This is a genomic window from Prevotella sp. DNF00663 (assembly GCF_001553265.1).
In the GTDB taxonomy this organism is placed as follows: domain Bacteria; phylum Bacteroidota; class Bacteroidia; order Bacteroidales; family Bacteroidaceae; genus Prevotella.
On the sequence record NZ_KQ960652.1, the window covers coordinates 1 to 18,523 of the forward strand.

Sequence of the window (18,523 nt, forward strand, 5' to 3'; positions counted from 1 at the left end):
GCAAAGATACTCTTTTCAAAAGTAGGGAGTCTGTTTATCTCATATAAGCTTGTATTTATAAGAGTTTCAAGAGATTGTTAAAAGATTTTAGTGGACAGTAGTGCGATTATATATAGGGTTCACTAAATATGAATTTAATGATATTAATAGGTTGTAACTTCGATTCTGGATGGACAGACAGCATGATTACATTCTAGTACCGAAAAAGACATTTAATTTAACATTATTAAACAAAGAAGTAAAAAAAGAGGGAGATAACAGAAGGTAATGGGAGTTAATAGAAGATAACAGACTATTGCCCTTCATCTATATTCTATTTTCCTTAATCATGATTCCCTAATCCATCATCTCTTATTCTTCCTCTCTATCTCATTCTCCCTCCTCTCTAGAGATGGCTAAAATGGGGCTTATCTTTTATTCTATCAAACAAAAAAAGAGATGATGGTCGCTCAACCATCATCTCTTTTCATATTTTTCAAATCCATCACCCTCTATTGAGGAGGAACGGAATGAGTCGTCTTACTTCTCAGCATGCCCACCCGCCATAGCAGGCCAGTTCACATTCTGATACATTTGGCTATTCTTGAGGTCGCGATCTGCAGCTGCTGTACGCAAGTCAGAGATACCAAGCGGGCTAAGATAGTATGCCTCATGCCAATTATAACCATCACGCAATTCATTAGAAGCAGCCATAGAGCGACTATAAGGACGGATGTATAGACCCTGAGCCTTGGAAGAAACGAGAGCATCGCTTGATTCATCAGCCTTCAAATCGCTACCATAAGACTTATACATTTCTGTCCAAAAGTTTACACCTTCAGGTATCCACTTCTTTGTAATCATGCGGTCGAATGAACGCCAGCGAATCAAATCTGCATAACGTAGACCTTCACCTGCCATCTCGTTCATACGTTCACGACGGATATTATACAACATCTTACTTACCTGATTGGTACCGGAATAAACACCAAAGTCCACTTCTTTATTCAAGTCTGTAGCTGCAATTGTTGCATCAAAATCAGGACTTACACCTGCACGCTCGCGCAAAGCTTTCCAATATGCTTTTGATGTTTCATCAATAGAATTACCATTGTTCAATTCACAATCAGCCTCCATATAGTTCAGCATCGCTTCTGATACACGGAATATAGGGCATGCGTCAGTACCTTGGCGGTTGTCATCAGGAGTCTGAGTATAGTCATATGTATAGTACTTACGTGGCTGATAACCGGTGATGCAACGAATTTCCTGATTAGTATTGGTAATATGGGTCTGAAGGCCAGTCTTCTCATCTTTACCATAATCATCATATGTCTTACCGGAATGGGGAGATGTCGGATCGGTATCAATCAACTGCTTTTCATCCCAAACAAACAACTGTAGACGTTCATCGCGACCCTCTTTTGCGTCTGCGATAGATACGTCACCCTTATAGTTGCTATCTGCATACTTAGGTTTACCACTCTTCATCAAGAAAGATTCTACAAATGCACGCGTATAGCCATCGGCACAACCTACTTTCACACGATAAGGAACATCGTGAGTATAACCTAAGCTACGACTATACTGCTTCCATAGCAATACTTCAGGAACATTGTCCAAAGCCGGCTGACTAAACATCTCGAAATAAGCATTCCATCCTGTTGGTGTACCTACAGCTGGTTGCATCTTGTGTGTACTCGCAGTAATAGTACTACCAACTTGCTTTGCAGCCTCTTTTGCTTGTTCCAAGAAGAACTTTATCTCTCCGGGAATATCAAACTTCTTACCACTGTTGTAAGCCATTTTCGCACCCGGCCAATTAGCATCGCCCGGTACGCGCCCTGAGCCCTGATGATATTTCTCGAAAGTTCCTTCAAATAAAGCCACTCTTGATTTAAATAACTAAGCTGCTTCCTTATTTAATCGTTGTCCATTATATACAGAACGGGCATATAAGTTTTTGGCAGCTACATCCAAATCACTCAAAATAAAACGAGCCACCTCATTACGAGGAACACGTTGGCTGACAGCAACCAAAGAGTCATTGTTGTCTATCAACACTTTCTTTACAACAGGAATATCGCCATAGTTAGCCAACAAATTGAAATAAAGCATGGCACGCATAAAGTAAGCTTCACCCAAACAGTTGTTAACCATAGTTGGATCACCGCTAATAGACTTAGCTGCCATACCTTTTTCTACTTGACCTATGAGATAATTACAAGTACGGATTCCACCATAACTACCCTGCAATACCTTACCGGCAGATACTTCCCAATGGTTATCAGCAAACTTAGTCGTATTGCCTCCTAAACCTTTTACAAAGATATCGGTATTCTGGTCAGAGGCAGCCTTACCATCATGCCAACCACCCCAACCGTGTGTTGCACTTGCAAATGGGGTCACAATATAACTATCATAGTAGTTATTGAGATAAGAAGCCAACTGGTCGGCACTCTTATAATAAGATTCTGGAGTGATTTGACTCACTGGTTCTAAGTCGAGTAAATCGTTACACGATGTTGTTGCCAAGGTGGCAGTAGCCACCACAGCAAACATACTTATATTTTTAATATTGATTTTCATAATAAAGAAATGCTTCTGATATTCTAATTAGAAACTAACATTTACACCAAAAGAGAATGTACGCTGCAATGGATAGAGCTTACCTCCACCCCATGCGCCACCCAAAGCTTCCGGATCGAAGACATTAGAAAGACTGGTAATAGTGAACATATTGTCGCAAGAGAAATAAATGCGGCAGTTGCTTAAACCTGCACGTGAGATAAGTGCATGCGGCAAACTATAACCTATCTGCATGTTCTTACAACGCATGTAAGCGGCACTTTGTAAGAAGCGAGTCTGTGTCTTATTGTTCTTTCTAATATCACCACTCAAGTAAGGACGTGGGTAATAAGCGTTAGGATTCTCTTCTGACCAATAGTTCAAATGCTCCTTGAATACAGTAGACTGCCACATATTACCTTGAGCACCCCAGAAGTAAGCTGCATCCTCAGCAAACATCCAATCGCGTTTCATCACACCTTGGAAGAAGATAGAGAAGTCGAAGCCCTTGTATTCTGCGTTCAATGTAATACCGAAGTTATAACGTGGAGTAGTATTACCAATCACCTTCAAGTCGCCATGGTCACCGATGGTACCGCTACCAGAGTTAACGACACCCTTATCAAGTTCTTTACCATTCTCGTCAACACGGTCTACGAGGTTGCGATACATAATATCGCCGGCTTGCCAGTTGCTCCCCCAATTAGGATTGTTGTTCTTTCTCCATTCGTCCATTTGTTCCTTGGTCTGAGCAATTCCTTCGGTCTCATAACCCCAGATTTCACCCATCTTCTTACCATTATAATTGCTATATATACTCTGATTTTCGAATTTGCCATCATAAGGATAAGTCAAAACCTTGGCAGTTGCATCAGAAAGGTTCAACTTAGCACCGTACTTCACGTCACCGATATGGTCGCGCCATCCGATTTCAAATTCCCAACCGGTAGAACGCATATCGCAGTTATTAGTCTTAGGAGCATTAGTTCCCAATACAGAACCCAAGATAGGAGCAGGACCTATCATATTTCTTGTTGTACGACTGTAAACGTCGAACGAACCAGTCAACCTATTATTGAATGCAGCCCAATCAAGACCAATGTCCCAAGTCTCAACAGTTTCCCAAGTCATGCTAGAGTTTACTATGCCCGGCAAACCTGCAACATTCTGTTGACGACCATTAATCAACCAGCTACTAGCTACAGATGCAATTCCCTGCTCTTGATAGAATGGATACCAATCCCAGAAACTTTTGTAAGTAGAGCTGGTGTTACCCAACTGTCCCCAAGAAGCACGAAGCTTCAAAGTACTGATGGTATTGCTCAATGGTTCAAAGAATTTTTCTTTAGCAATGTTCCAACCAGCCGAAACAGAGGGGAACCAAGCCCAACGTCTATCACTGGTGAAGCGAGAAGAACCGTCATAGCGAAGATTGAACTCAAACAAGTAGATTCCATCGTAATCATAGTTGATACGGCCAAAGTAACCGGCTGTAGCACGATTCCAATAAGAATCACTAGCTTTCTTATTTGCCTGAGTCTGACTCAAGAAAGGGAAATCAGGCGTAGTGAGCTGTTCACCAGAACCTGTCGCACTATCTTGGTTGTAGCGTTCATAGTTCATACCGAGCAAAACTTTCGCATTGTGCAAACCGAAACTACGAGTATAGTCGGTATAAACATTGACAGCATAATAATCTTGACGGAATCTATAATCATAATACTTTGTTACAGTGCCATATCCACTGTCGCGCAATGAAGGCTTATTGTCTTTATTATAAGTATAGATAGGCAATGACGCATTGGTTTCTTTATAGTTATTAACACGCAAAGCACCATCTGCATGGATATTCCAACCTGCAAGAGGAGTAAACGTAAAGTTAAGTTGCTGGGTAAAACTGTCGTCGAATGTCTTATAAACACCACCGTTTTCCAACTCTTCAATTTCCATTCCACCCATCCAGTGACCATTAGGATCTACAACAGGACAAGTCGGCCAACGACGAGCAATATTATGGAAGAAGAGCCCTGTCAAGTACTGAGGGCGCTCAAAGTTCTTGCGAGTCCACTTGGTAGCATATTCTACACGAGCCCAAGAAGCTAACTGTGCGTTGATTTTGCTATTCATGGTGTAGCGCTTCAATTGGTCGTGACCATGACGAATCAAACCATTTTCATGCAGATAGCCGCCACTAATCAACCAGCTGAACTTCTCTGTACCACCGCTCAAACTCAAGTTATGCTGCGTAGAAGGCACATTCTTTTTATAGAATTCAGAGAACCAATCGGTATTGGCAAACGATGCTGTATAAGCATTCCAGTCCGTTTTACCAGCAATTGTACCGTAATATTCCGGTTTTGTTGGATCAGTGAATTCACCGTTCATATACTTCTTGATATTCTCTAAAGTCTCATCAGAGAATTGGTTAGAACCACCGGCATTACGACTGGCAACATTGAAATAATTAGCCCACTCCAAAGAGTTAGCCATCTCAGGCAACTGAGTAGCTGTACTGAAGCGTACGTCACCGGAATAGTTCACTTTCACTTTACCGCTCTTACCACTCTTGGTAGTAACAAGAAGTACACCGAAAGCAGCACGTGTACCATAGATAGAAGCCGAAGCTGCATCTTTCAATACCGATACGCTCTCAATATCGTTAGGGTTCAAAGAGTTCAAGTCGCCTTCAATACCATCAATCAATACCAATGGAGCATCTGAAGAACCCTCACCGATAGAACCTGTACCACGAATAGTGAACGACATACTGTTGTTCAACTGTCCACCATTGTTGTTGGCAGAGAAAGTAAGACCAGACACAGTTCCTTGTAAAGCCTGCGTAACATTGGCAACCGGGCGGTTCTCCAAAGCTTCTGAACCTACCATACTGATAGCTCCGGTCACATTGACTTTCTTCTGTGTACCATAACCTACAACAACAACTTCGTTCAGACCGTGAGAGTCTTCTTGAAGAGTGGTGTTGATTTCCTGTCCATTCCAAACCACCTCCTTGGTTTTATAACCGATATAAGAGATGAGAATGGTACTTCCCTTACCTACATTAGGAAGAGAGAAGTTCCCGTCAAGGTCGGTAATGGCACCATTCTTGCTACCTTTTACGGTGACAGAAGCACCGATAATAGGTTCACCAGACTGATCTTTTACCACACCTGTACATTTAGATACTTGCTGGGTTATAGCAACTCCAGCTGTGTTTCCTGCGCTGACTGTCGCAGGGAAACCTCCTGCTGCCGAAAGAAGCAGCAATAACATTTGATTTAAATGATTAGACATAAAGGTAAATATTAGATATTTATTTATTTTATTAATAACAATTATTCTTATCTTAGGAATTTAGGAATCTTAAAAATATAGCCTCAAAATTACATAATAGTTAGATAGAGATAAAACTTATTTGCCTTTATTGCTCATATTTAACTATATGAACCATCGTAATTAACTAATATTAACCATAAAAACCAAAAATACAGAATATTTATCAAGTTTTTATTAAAATGTTACCACAAAGGAATATAAGTCTAGAATAACCCTTCTTATTCCTCATCTGGCCATGGACATGGCTTACCAGTCTGCTTAAACACAGGGCGTTGAGCCCCCATACTACGCAGAGAAGTACCCAGTTCTGCCGACAAAGACTTGACGAGTTGGGGCTTTGAAGCAGCCATATCATGCTTTTCACTAATATCTTTCGGAATATTGTAGAGTTCTTTCTTACCCGTCTTATAATTATAAATTAATTTCCAATCTCCCTTTCTAATTGCACAATTCAGACTGATACCGGGGCCGGTATTGCCCCAAACATTCGGATAATTCCACACCAAAGCTCTATTTTTAGATGGGTCTCCCTGCTTAGTCAGCAAGGGTACAAAACTCCGTCCATCAATTACTTGAGGCACCTTGTAGTCTTTCACTCCCGCCATCTCAAGAATAGAAGGATAAAAATCTTCTATCATCAGATATTGGTTACACCGTGTGCCAGGCTGGACACGGCGAGGCCATTTCACTATCATAGGTTCACGGATTCCACCTTCATACATAGAACCCTTCCCACAAGTAAGCGGAGCGTTCTGGGTATAAAGCGGAGCATCGCGCCACTGTAGCCCCGTGGCATATCCACCGTTATCGCTCATAAATATAATAATGGTGTTGTCGGCCTCATCGTTCTTCTCCACCCAATCCATAATGTCGCCCAAACTTTTATCCATACCTTCTACCAAAGACGCATAAGCAGCTTCCTTATCAGAGAGTCCTTTTTTCTTATACTTATCGAAGTAGCGCACATCTTTTTCTATTGGGATATGGACGGCATAATGAGCCATATAGAGATAGAATGGCTGGTTGTATTCCTTGGCCTTCTGTAAAGCTCCTATAGCCTCACGTGTCAAAGCCTCGGTGAGGAACGTACCACTGCCCCAATACTTTTCTAAAGTTGGCACAGCATGCCAAGATGCTTTCTTGCCATCTTTCTCATTGCCATAATTCTCTTCACTCAGATAGGTTGCCGGCGAGCCAATTGAATTACCTGCAATATTCACTTCAAATCCCCAATGACTAGGATTCTCCCCCGGAGTATTCCTTGCTCCCCAATGTGCCTTACCGCAATGAATGGTATGATAACCGTTCTCGCGCAATAATTCCACAAACGACTTGCCAACATAAGTATAATCTGTACCCGAAACCTGACTGATTCCGTTTACGTTCCAATCGGGAGGTGCCACGGTCTCGTCCTTACTATCGGTCGAAACTCCCTTTACTTTAGTCCAGTTAGTCACACGATGGCGAGCTGCATTTGAGCCGGTCATCAAACTACAACGGGTCGGCGAACTGATAGGTGTGGCATAGGCTTGCGTGAATAGCATACCTTGTGCAGCCAATCGCTCCATATTCGGCGTCTCATAAATGTCATTATAACGCGTGCGCTGCGTCCAAAAAGGTACGGAAGTATCTTGCCAACCCATATCATCTACCATAAAAAGGATGATATTCGGACGTTTGGTTTCATACTGTGCGGTATGTGCCATCGTTGTCAATGGACTCGTTGCCGCCAATGTCAAAATAGGTAATAACTGCTTTGATGCGTTCATTTCTTCGAATTAATGATAATGAATTATAGGTTAAGATGATATGATTAATAGATAAAAGGCAACTCATCTCTCTTTGAAAGAGCTAGAAGAGGATACCCCTTCCATTTCTATGAGCCACCCCGGCCGACATACCTTGGCATGTACGATAACATGGGGGATAGCAGGATAGAGTCGGCGGAGGAAGGCTTCCACCGGTACATAGTCTGATATGTCACGCAAATAGACTACTAGATAATCTAACTGCTGCATACGGGCTCCACCATCTTTCAGCAACATACTGATATTCTCCAACAACCGAGCCGTTTGACGCAACACATCTCCACGATAAAGTATCTGCCCTTTTTTATCGATAGAGGCTGTCCCCGATATAAAGCAACGCTGTGATAAGGCGGTCGTGATACGCGTTCCACGCTCGAAAGCCACCCCGTATTCATGCGTTGGATTTAGATATTCCAATGCTTGAAGATACTTTTTATCGCTTTCTACGATGTGGGGGAAGGTCAAGAAGTCCATTCCCACGGCAGCATGGCACACTGCTGTTGCCCCTCCAATACCTGTACTCGCAATAAAATGCGTGTCGGTGGTCAATCCATATTGTGCAAACACGTCGTTACGAGCCTTTACGATGTCGGCATAATCATTATCGATATCAGCTACATAAATCCATGTTCGCACCAAATGTTCGCTCATCGTGAGGTGTAAAGAATCGGCTATGGCTATGTATTTTTCAAACAAGAGCCGCGTCTGTTCGTAAGCATTATGACCCGACACTTCCTCATCTGTCAGTCGCAAAGCGTGGAAAAGTGTCTCCGGTGCTTGATCATCGGTCATCAACAACAGTGAGATTTTACTGCCATCGGCCGGTGCTTGCTCCACAATGGTACAATTGTTATCCGACAATAGATCTATATATAAAGGTGAATCCAGCAACTGTGCGTGCTGATTCAAGATGTCACTCAGAAATATTTTGCAATAGCATAGACTTCGACCATCTAGTTTTTCCATATCCAGATAGTCGCCCACAGCTAAATAGAGTTCACCCAGCCGCTCGACAAAACTACCGCGACTACGAGGTGAAAACACAATATATTTATGCATAGATAGGTTTATTTCCTACAAAAATAGAAAATATTATCGAAATACAAATAGGATATAGCGGCTTATTTCATTTCATCTATAATCACATATCCTATAATCCGCAATTCTCATCCGTCATCTATTCTGCTGCATCATAACAACCTTATCACCTTGTACCTGATATTGAAGATGATAAGTCTCACCTATGATACGCAATGCTAAGGACAAATCGTCCACCGGCAGGGTTCCTGTGAAGCGGTCAGTGAGCATCAACGACACGTCCAATCGAATATCCACACCGTAAGAAGCTTCTATAGCTTCAAGCACTGCACCCAAAGCTTGGAGCTTAAACACCAACGGACCACGCTTCCAAGCACCGATATACTGTACATTGACCGACTTGGCATATTCTATACAGAAGGCATAAAGGCGCTTGGAATATAGCTTCATAGACGAGGCGAAGTGCATGGGGTGAGCCTTGCTTTAAGTCGATTATGATTTGTTTCTCATCGTACATGTGAGTACCACCAGTCTTAATGACGATGCAAATATAATCAAAAACAAAATAAAACTAGAATTTTAGTATGCCCAATTAGGCACACAAACCAAGCATATAGAAAAAGGACTCCACCTTGCCACGCAATATTTTCAAGGCTTTGCTCACTTGGTGTTCTACCGTTTTCTCCGAGATACCCAACTCAGAGGCTATCTCACGGTACTTCATATTATCGCGTTTACTCATCACGAACACCTCACGGCAACGCGTAGGAAGTTTATCTATGGCAGTCCACAACTCTGCCTCATGAAAAGATCGTTCCTCTGCTTCCCCGTCGGTCAGCGTTCCTTCCAAATCAGAAGGTAGCACATTCCCGTCTATCGGGTTCGCCTTACGAATATTATCGATACACATATTTCGCACCGATGTATAGAGAAAAGCCTTCACATTGTCCACCGGCCGGTCTTTCTTCCTTTCCCACAACTTGGCAAAACATTCCTGTACCACGTCTTCGGCAGCATCAATGTCATGCAAATAGTGTATGGCATAGAGGCACAACGGGCGGTAATAATATTGAAATGTGAGCGTGATGTCCATCGGTATTACTTAAAAGGCTTACCGGGCAACCACCCGATAAGCCTTACAAAGTTATCTATCTCCTTAGAGGTTAGGATTATCCTTACCCCAATCAGCTACTGCAGGAACGATTTCGAGACCTACAATTTCATCGCGCATCTTGCAAAGATGGTCGTAAGAAGCCTTCAATGAAGCCATCTCCTCTTCTGTACCCTGTGGCAATACATAGTGTACACCGGTAGCATCGATGGTAGTAGGCATAGCCATCATTACATTGTGGAAGCCGAGCTTATCGTCGTTTACATAGCAACCTGCTGGCAATGTGAACTTCTCACCGCCCATAGCTGCCTCTATCATCTTCACTGCGTTGTAAGCAGGGCTCTGGAATGAGCTGCGACCACGGAGCTTGATAATACGTGAACCACCCTGTACAGTGTTGTGCTTGATTTCTTCCCACTTCTCAGCAGAGAGACCACAATCAGCCAAAGGCTTGCCGTCTACCTTTACTTGAGATGCAAACACTGCCATCTGCTCGCCGTGACCACCGTATGTATGTGCACCGGTTACCTTGTCTTGCTGTACACCAAACTCCAGTGCCAAAGCTTGCTGAAGACGAGTAGAGTCAAGAGCTGCGAGAGAAGTCAATTGATTTGGCTTCAAACCAGAGTGGATAAGAGCTGTCAAAGCTGTAACATCAGCGGGGTTGAAGATAACAACAACGTGCTTTACATCGGGGCAATACTTCTTGATATAGTCACCGAACTCAGCTGCAATCTTACAGTTACCTTTGAGCAAGTCCTCACGTGTCATGCCCTCTTTACGGGGAGCACCACCTGAAGAAATGATATACTTAGCACCTGTGAAAGCCTCTTCGGGATTGGTAGTCCATGTTACGCTTGCCCCAGGGAAGCCACACTGAGCGATTTCGTCAGCCACACCGTGAAGTCCGGGCTCAAAAATATCATAGAGACAAAGGTTAGGAGTCAGGCCCAATGTAAGTACGGTCTGAGCCATGTTAGAACCAATCATACCGCCGGCACCGACGATAACGAGCTTTTCGTTTGTTAAAAATTCCATAATTATTAGTTATTTTAAAAAAGTTGTAAGTCTACCATTTGATTTCCGCAAAGTTACAAAAAAATGCTTTTACAACATAGTTTGCTATCATATTAATGTGTTATTAAACTTAAAAAACGAAAGCAGAATCACGTTAAATATTCTATATGTCATGTAGATATGACAATTTGCAACATTTGCTTTTGTCCGTATCGCTTTTATTTCTTAAATTTGTCTATCATTAAACAAAACAAGTAGACATGAAAACCGCAATATCCGAACGCCTCCAATTACTGCGCGAACAGTTGAAACGTGAACATCTCGCTGCATTCATCTTCCCTAGTACCGACCCGCATCAGAGCGAGATAGTACCTTACCATTGGGCAAGCAGAGAGTGGATAACGGGCTTTGACGGCTCGGCCGGGACAGCCGTCGTCACTATGAATAGTGCCGCCTTGTGGACCGACTCGCGCTATTTCCTCGCTGCCGCCGAGCAATTAAGCGGAACGGAATTCCAATTGATGAAAATGGGACTGCCCGAAACACCGTCTATCACAGAATGGTTGGCTCATGAACTACACGAACTTGACGGACCGGAAATAGGTATCGACGGCATGGTAGAGAGTAGAGTGGAGGCAGAAACACTCATCGCTGAGATGAGAGAGCACGGTGGTATCACCGTACGCACCAACTTCGACCCATTGCAACAGATATGGAATGACCGACCGGAGATACCACTCAACCCCATCATGCTGCACCCTTTGAAATATGCGGGAGAAGACACAATCTCCAAACTCCGGCGCATTCGTCAGGCACTACGCGAAAAACATGCCGACGGCATGCTCGTCTGCGCACTCGACGACATAGCTTGGACACTCAACTTACGTGGCAGCGACATCCCTTGCAATCCACTTTTCGTGAGCTATTTACTCATATCGAGTACAACAGCCACTCTCTTCGTTGACTCACGAAAGCTATCACCCGAAGTAGAAGCCTATCTGCAAACAGCGCATATAGACGTTGCTCCCTATGAAAAAGTAAAAGAAGGATTGGCGCACTATTTTGAATACAACATACTCATAGACCCTTCAGAAGTAAACTACACGTTGAGCAAGGCTATCAAATGTCAAGCTGTCGTATGCGAAACATCACCCATCCCCGTCTTGAAAGCTATCAAGAATTCTACTGAGATAGCCGGCTTTCGCCAAGCCATGAAGCGCGACGGCATCGCCATGGTGAAATTCCTACGATGGTTACGACCGGCCGTGGAAGCCGGTGGACAAACAGAAATAACCGTAAGCGACCGACTGGAGCAGTTCAGGGCGGAGCAAGCGCTCTACAAGGGGGTGTCATTCCCCACCATATCAGCTTACGAAGCCCATGGAGCCATCGTACACTACGAGCCTACAACAGCCACCGACATTCCACTCAAACCTTGCGGATTCATACTCATAGACAGCGGAGCACAGTATCTAGACGGCACGACCGACATCACACGCACCATCCCACTCGGCCCCATCACCGACGAACAGCGCCATATCTACACCCTTGTACTGAAGGCACACATACAACTAGAGCTTTGTAAATTCCCCGATGGAACGAGTGGCACACGCATCGACGCCGTAGCTCGTCAACCGCTTTGGCGCGAAGGACTAAACTTCATGCATGGCACAGGACACGGTGTGGGCAGCTATCTATGTGTTCACGAGGGGCCTCATCAGGTGCGACAGGAATACAAACCAGCTCCCCTGCATGCCGGAATGACCATCACCGATGAACCGGGTATCTACCTTGCCGGAAAGTTCGGTGTCCGTATTGAGAACACCCTCATCGTAGAAGACTATCAAACCACTGCCATGGGACATTTCCTACAGATGGATTCCTTGACCTTATGCCCCATTGATTTGAGTGCCGCCGACCTATCTCTGCTTACCCCCGAAGAACGATCATGGCTCAACAGCTACCATCAGCATGTCTACGACGAACTTGCACCGGAACTCAATACCGATGAGAGAGCGTGGTTAAGAGAAGCGACCAAAGCAGTGAAGTAATCCTTATTTTATCGAATAGCCGAAGTTTTGACTATTCAATTTACCAAGCTCCCGTGTTGCATATTTATGCACTAAAAAGACCAATACCTCATAATTTATCACCTAAATATGCAATTTTATACAAAAATATTTGGTTATTCATGCAACAACACATACTTTTGCAACCGTATAATGAATAAAAATACAAAGCATGAAAGATAAAGGAAGCAGAATAGACGCCCTCAAGATGCTCATTTCCAGCAAGGAATTAGGAAGCCAAGAGGAAGTGTTGAAAGCATTGCAACAAGAAGGTTTCAAATTGACACAAGCCACATTGAGTCGCGACATGAAGCAACTGAAAGTGGCAAAGGCTGCCAGCATGAACGGTAAATACGTATATGTATTGCCCAACGAGACGATGTACAAGCGCGTACATAAACCTATGAGCGTGCTGGAAATGATGAATACACCGGGCTTTCTATCGGCCAACTTCTCTGGAAACATGGGAGTCATCAAGACAAGACCGGGCTATGCGAGCAGCATAGCGTACAACATTGACATGAACGACATACCGGAAATCTTGGGAACAATAGCCGGCGACGACACCATATTTATAGTATTAAAGGAAGGGGTAAGCGAACAAGCGGTGTTGAAGAAACTTTATTCGATTACTTCCATGTAAATCTTTCAACACCATACATTCATGGGGATAATAACAAAAAGATGAAAGAACAAGACCAAACTACAGAAACAGCCTCCCCCATTACAGTTTCGAGACCGAAAGACAAGATTCAAGTGGTAGTGGCCGATCCCTCCCACGAGATATACGTAGACACCATTTTAAAGACTATTGAAGAAGCGGCAAAAGTGCGTGGTACCGGTATTGCCAAGCGTACACACGAATATCTAGCTACTAAAATGAAAGAGGCGAAGGCCGTCATTGCCTTGGATGGCGATAAGTTTGCCGGATTCAGCTATATCGAGACATGGGGAAACAAGCACTATGTGACAACTTCAGGCCTCATCGTGCATCCCGATTACCGCGGACTAGGACTGGCCAAACGCATCAAAGACATGACTTTCACGTTGGCACGCAAGCGTTGGCCACACGCAAAAATATTCTCATTAACATCCGGATCGGCCGTGATGAAGATGAACACCCAATTAGGTTATCATCCCGTAACATTCAGTGATTTAACCGACGACGAATCTTTTTGGCGCGGATGTGAGGGATGTGTGAATAAAGATGTGCTCCATCGAACAGGCCGTAAATACTGTATTTGCACTGCCATGCTTTTCGATCCGGAGGAACAGCTGCCCGCAAAGATTCCCGCAGAAGTGATGGAGCGGGTCATGAAGATAGAAAATGGATACAAAGAATAATGATTGAAAGGAAATAGAATATGGGAAAGAAAAAAGTCGTAGTAGCCTTCTCAGGCGGACTTGACACCTCATACACCGTAATGAAACTCACCCAAGACGGGTGGGATGTATATGCCGCATGCGCTAACACCGGCGGTTTTAGTGCCGAACAGCTCAAGACCAACGAGGCAAACGCCTATAAATTAGGTGCCGTAGCCTACGCTACGCTCGACGTCACACAGGAGTATTACGAGAAAAGTTTGAAGTATATGATATTCGGAAACGTAATGAGAAACAATTGTTATCCCATATCCGTATCATCAGAACGTATCTTCCAAGCCATCGCCATTGCCCGCTATGCAAAAGAAATTGGAGCTGATGCCATCGCCCATGGTTCTACCGGAGCCGGCAACGACCAAATTCGATTCGACATGACTTTCCTTGTCATGGCTCCGGGAATTGAGATTATCACCCTCACACGCGACAAAGCGTTGAGTCGTCAAGAGGAAGTGGACTACTTAAACGAACATGGATTCTCGGCCGACTTCACCAAATTAAAATACAGCTACAACGTAGGTATCTGGGGAACTAGTATCTGTGGCGGTGAATTACTAGACCCCACACAGGGATTACCCGAAGAAGCTTACTTGAAACATGTCACTTGTAATGAAGAAACCGATCTCAAAATCACATTTAAGAAAGGTGAGATTGTGGCAGTCAACGGTGAACTGTTCGATGACAAGATAGCCGCTATTCAAAAGATAGAAGAGATAGGTGCAGCCTACGCCATTGGTCGTGACTGCAACGTTGGAGACACAATTATCGGTATCAAAGGCCGTGTAGGCTTCGAAGCCGCTGCTCCAAAATTGATTATCGAAGCACATAGATTGTTGGAAAAGAGCACGCTCAGCAAGTGGCAACAGTACTGGAAAGAACAGGTAGCCAATTGGTATGGCATGTTCTTGCACGAGAGTCAATATCTCGAACCGGTGATGCCAGATATCGAAGCGATGCTCACCAGCTCACAACGCAACGTAAACGGTACCGCCATCTTAAAACTTCGCCCCTATGGTTTCCAAACTGTTGGTGTAGATAGTGACGACGATTTGACGAAATCCAAGCTCGGAGAATATGGCGAGATGCAGCATGGATGGACTGCCGAAGAGGCCAAAGGATTTATCAAGGTAAGCTCTACACCGCTGCGAGTATACTACGGGGCACATCCGGGAGAGGAGAGGTAAGAACCTCCCCCATCCCCTCCAAGGAGGGGAGTCCACCTGTCAACTTGTTTACTAGCCAACTCAAGAACTCAGAAACTTAAGAACTTAGAGGCTCAAAAAGACTGGTCAACTTGTTTACTAGCCAACTCAAGAACTCAAAGACTTAGGAACTTAGAGACTCGAAAAGACTGGTCAACTCGTTTACTAGTCAACTTAAGAACTCAAAGACTCAAGAACTTAGAAACTTAAAAAATCACCAAATGTCAACAGGAAAAAGAATTTATCGACCTAAAGACCGCATGGTTGCTGGCGTATGTAGTGGTATTGCAGCGTATTTCGACTTCGACCCGACGCTCACACGCATTCTCTACACTCTGCTAACCATCTTCACCGCATTCAGCGGAGTCATTCTTTATTTGATATTATGGCTTATCGTGCCGAGTGAATAAGGGGATTATTGATAGCAAATAAATACCCAGCAACTCAGAAACTAAAAAACTCACCAACTTATAAACTTATAACAAATGATTAAAGTAGGAATCTTCGGTGCAGCCGGATATACAGGTGGCGAACTCATTCGTCTGCTATTGAATCACCCGGAAGCTGAAATCGTATTTGCAAACAGCGAGAGTAACGCCGGCAATCCTTTGACCGATGTTCACGAAGGCTTGTATGGTGAGACCGATATGAAGTTTACCGATGAAATGTCTTTCGACAAAGTAGACGTCGTTTTTTTCTGCTTTGGACACGGAAAGAGCGAGGCCTTCTTGAAAGAGCATACTATTCCTGACCACGTGAAGATTATAGATCTGGCACAAGACTTCCGTTTAGAAGCTCTCGGCAATGACTTTGTGTATGGCTTACCCGAACTCAATAAAGAGAAGATAGCCCACGCCCAGCACGTAGCCAATCCCGGATGCTTCGCCACTTGCATCCAACTGGGACTGCTCCCCGCTGCAAAACTCGGTATCATCAAGGAAGATGTGGCTGTGAATGCTATCACTGGAAGCACCGGAGCCGGACAAAAACCGGGTGCAACGACGCACTTCTCGTGGCGTAACAACAACATGAGTATCTACAAAGCATTCAAACATCAGCATGTACCGGAGATTCGACAGAGTCTGAAACAAGTCCAAGGCCAGCTGGAGGCAAACATTGATTTCATTCCCTATCGCGGTGATTTCGCCCGCGGTATCTTTGCCACTGAGGTGATCAAAACCGACGTCGACATCGACACCATCATCAAAGCATACAAAGATTTCTACCAAGACGCAGCCTTCACCCACTATGTAGACAAGGCCATCGACCTGAAAGAGGTGGTCAACACCAACAAGGTACTCGTGCATTGCGATAAGATAGACAACAAACTTCTCATCACTTGTTGTATCGACAACCTCTTGAAAGGTGCAGTAGGACAGGCTGTCCAAAATATGAACATCATGTTTGGAATCGACGAAACCACCGGGCTGAAATTAAAAGCTAGTGCATTTTAGCCCCACCCCCAGCCCTTCTAAAAAGAGGAAAAGGGAAAGAAAAGCCCCACCCAGCCCTCCCCATAAAGGGGGAGGGAAAATGGATGAGTAATTAAAGAATAAAACAACACCTCCTTACAAAAGCCCTCTTATCAAAGGGTAGGTGAGAGATGAGCAACTAAAAATAAAACAACGTCTCCTTACAAAAGCCCTCTTATCAAAGGGAAGATGGGAGACGAACGATTAAAAAGTAAAACAACAGCCTCTTATAAAAGCCCCCTCATCAAAGGGTAGGTGAGAGATGAGCAACTAAAAATAAAACAACGCCTCCTTACAAAAGCCCCCTCCTTTAGGGAGGGGGTTGGGGGAGGCCCAACATACACACCCATGAAACTATTCGACGTATATCCACTATTCGATGTAAACATCGTGAAAGGCCGGGGATGCAAGGTCTGGGACGACCAAGACCAAGAATACCTAGACCTTTATGGTGGCCATGCCGTCATCAGCATCGGTCATTGTCATCCGCATTATATAAAGTGGATAACACAACAACTCAACGAATTAGGATTCTATTCCAATTCTGTCATCAACAAGCTACAAGTAGAATTAGCCGAGCGACTGGGCAAGATTTCCGGTTACGAAGACTATAGTCTCTTCCTCGTCAACTCCGGGGCAGAGGCCAACGAGAATTGTCTGAAGTTAGCATCGTTCCATCATGGACGCAAACGTATATTGTCTGTAACCAGAGCTTTCCACGGTCGTACGTCGTTGGCAGTAGAAGTTACCGACATTCCTAAGTACGTTGCGCCGGTCAACGAGACCAACAACGTAACCTTCTTACCAATGAATGACCTCGCTGCTTGGGAATCCGAACTGGCCAAAGGCGATGTATGCGCCTGCATCTTGGAATGTATTCAGGGTGTCGGAGGCGTCAATATGGTCACTCCAGAATTCGCGCAAGGTCTACAAACGGCTTGTCGCAAATACGGTACGGTACTCATCTGCGACGAGATACAATGCGGTTACGGTCGTTCAGGAAAATTCTTTGCCCACCAATGGTTGGGCATTCGTCCCGACCTTATCAGCATGGCCAAAGGCATTGGCAATGGTTTTCCGATGTCCGGTATCCTCATCTCGCCAGAGTTTGAAGCCGTTTATGGACAGTTAGGCACCACCTTTGGCGGAAACCATTTAGCTTGTACGGCAGCCTTGGCAGTACTCGATGTATTCGAACAAGAACACTTAGTGGAAAATGCCAACACGGTTGGTACCTATTTTATAGACCAACTGAACAAGCTAAAAGAGGAAAACAGCCACATCATAGAGGTTCGCGGACGCGGCCTGATGATTGGTGTCGTCATGGATATTCCTCATAAAGAGGTGCGTCATAAGCTCATCTACGAGCAACATTGCTTTACCGGATGTGCCGGAACCAACATTCTCCGCATTCTCCCTCCCCTCTGTTTAAGTAGAGAAGAGGTAGATGAGTTCATGAGAAGATTTAGAGTTGTACTGGAAGAGATATAGTTTAAGAGATAATGGGAAGTTTTATAGGAGTTATCAGGAGTTATCTGAAGTT

General features: G+C 44.2%; 13 protein-coding genes and 1 pseudogene. 7 read left to right on the forward strand and 7 right to left on the reverse strand.

Annotated features, from left to right (window positions below; genetic code table 11):
• Positions 1-519: 519 nt before the first annotated feature.
• From HMPREF3034_RS09645 to HMPREF3034_RS09675, 7 genes and pseudogenes are all read right to left on the reverse strand, one after another.
• A pseudogene (locus HMPREF3034_RS09645) lies at positions 520-2,568 on the reverse strand (RagB/SusD family nutrient uptake outer membrane protein).
• 27 nt (positions 2,569-2,595) lie between these two features.
• Positions 2,596-5,841: a SusC/RagA family TonB-linked outer membrane protein gene (locus tag HMPREF3034_RS09650; RefSeq protein ID WP_036900812.1), complete on the reverse strand. Its 3,246-nt coding sequence runs from the start codon at positions 5,839-5,841 to the stop codon at positions 2,596-2,598.
• A 260-nt stretch (positions 5,842-6,101) separates the two neighbouring features.
• Positions 6,102-7,652, reverse strand: a complete 1,551-nt coding sequence (locus tag HMPREF3034_RS09655; RefSeq protein WP_036896007.1) for a sulfatase — start codon at positions 7,650-7,652, stop codon at positions 6,102-6,104.
• A gap of 63 nt (positions 7,653-7,715) precedes the next feature.
• Entirely contained in the window at positions 7,716-8,750 is a 1,035-nt protein-coding gene (locus HMPREF3034_RS09660; RefSeq protein ID WP_036896009.1) for a Rid family hydrolase, read from the reverse strand.
• Positions 8,751-8,864: 114 nt separating this feature from the next.
• Positions 8,865-9,179 carry a FecR domain-containing protein gene (locus HMPREF3034_RS09665; protein ID WP_062435141.1) on the reverse strand — a complete coding sequence of 105 codons (315 nt, stop codon included), beginning with the start codon at positions 9,177-9,179 and terminating at the stop codon, positions 8,865-8,867.
• A gap of 142 nt (positions 9,180-9,321) precedes the next feature.
• Entirely contained in the window at positions 9,322-9,822 is a 501-nt protein-coding gene (locus HMPREF3034_RS09670) for an RNA polymerase sigma-70 factor (RefSeq protein WP_036896011.1), read from the reverse strand.
• Between the two features lie 63 nt (positions 9,823-9,885).
• Positions 9,886-10,878 carry a malate dehydrogenase gene (locus HMPREF3034_RS09675; RefSeq protein WP_062435144.1) on the reverse strand — a complete coding sequence of 331 codons (993 nt, stop codon included), beginning with the start codon at positions 10,876-10,878 and terminating at the stop codon, positions 9,886-9,888.
• 239 nt (positions 10,879-11,117) lie between these two features.
• On the opposite strand from HMPREF3034_RS09675, the gene HMPREF3034_RS09680 reads away from it, so the two are divergent.
• The 7 genes from HMPREF3034_RS09680 (at position 11,118) to HMPREF3034_RS09705 (ending at position 18,471) form a co-directional block, all read left to right on the forward strand.
• Positions 11,118-12,908, forward strand: coding sequence for an aminopeptidase P family protein (locus HMPREF3034_RS09680; RefSeq protein WP_062435147.1), 1,791 nt, complete (start codon positions 11,118-11,120; stop codon positions 12,906-12,908).
• A 190-nt stretch (positions 12,909-13,098) separates the two neighbouring features.
• Entirely contained in the window at positions 13,099-13,569 is a 471-nt protein-coding gene (locus HMPREF3034_RS09685) for an arginine repressor (RefSeq protein ID WP_036896017.1), read from the forward strand.
• A gap of 41 nt (positions 13,570-13,610) precedes the next feature.
• On the forward strand, positions 13,611-14,270 hold the full coding sequence (locus tag HMPREF3034_RS09690; RefSeq protein ID WP_052052713.1) for a GNAT family N-acetyltransferase: 660 nt from the start codon (positions 13,611-13,613) through the stop codon (positions 14,268-14,270).
• A gap of 20 nt (positions 14,271-14,290) precedes the next feature.
• Positions 14,291-15,490, forward strand: a complete 1,200-nt coding sequence (locus tag HMPREF3034_RS09695; protein WP_036896019.1) for an argininosuccinate synthase — start codon at positions 14,291-14,293, stop codon at positions 15,488-15,490.
• A gap of 239 nt (positions 15,491-15,729) precedes the next feature.
• Complete coding sequence (locus HMPREF3034_RS12365; RefSeq protein WP_082721757.1) at positions 15,730-15,918, forward strand: PspC domain-containing protein; 189 nt, start codon at positions 15,730-15,732, stop codon at positions 15,916-15,918.
• Between the two features lie 75 nt (positions 15,919-15,993).
• Positions 15,994-16,962 (forward strand): N-acetyl-gamma-glutamyl-phosphate reductase, encoded by a 969-nt coding sequence (gene argC / locus HMPREF3034_RS09700; protein ID WP_036896021.1) that lies wholly within the window; start codon positions 15,994-15,996, stop codon positions 16,960-16,962.
• A gap of 366 nt (positions 16,963-17,328) precedes the next feature.
• On the forward strand, positions 17,329-18,471 hold the full coding sequence (locus tag HMPREF3034_RS09705; protein ID WP_062435150.1) for an aspartate aminotransferase family protein: 1,143 nt from the start codon (positions 17,329-17,331) through the stop codon (positions 18,469-18,471).
• The last annotated feature ends 52 nt before the right edge of the window (positions 18,472-18,523 follow it).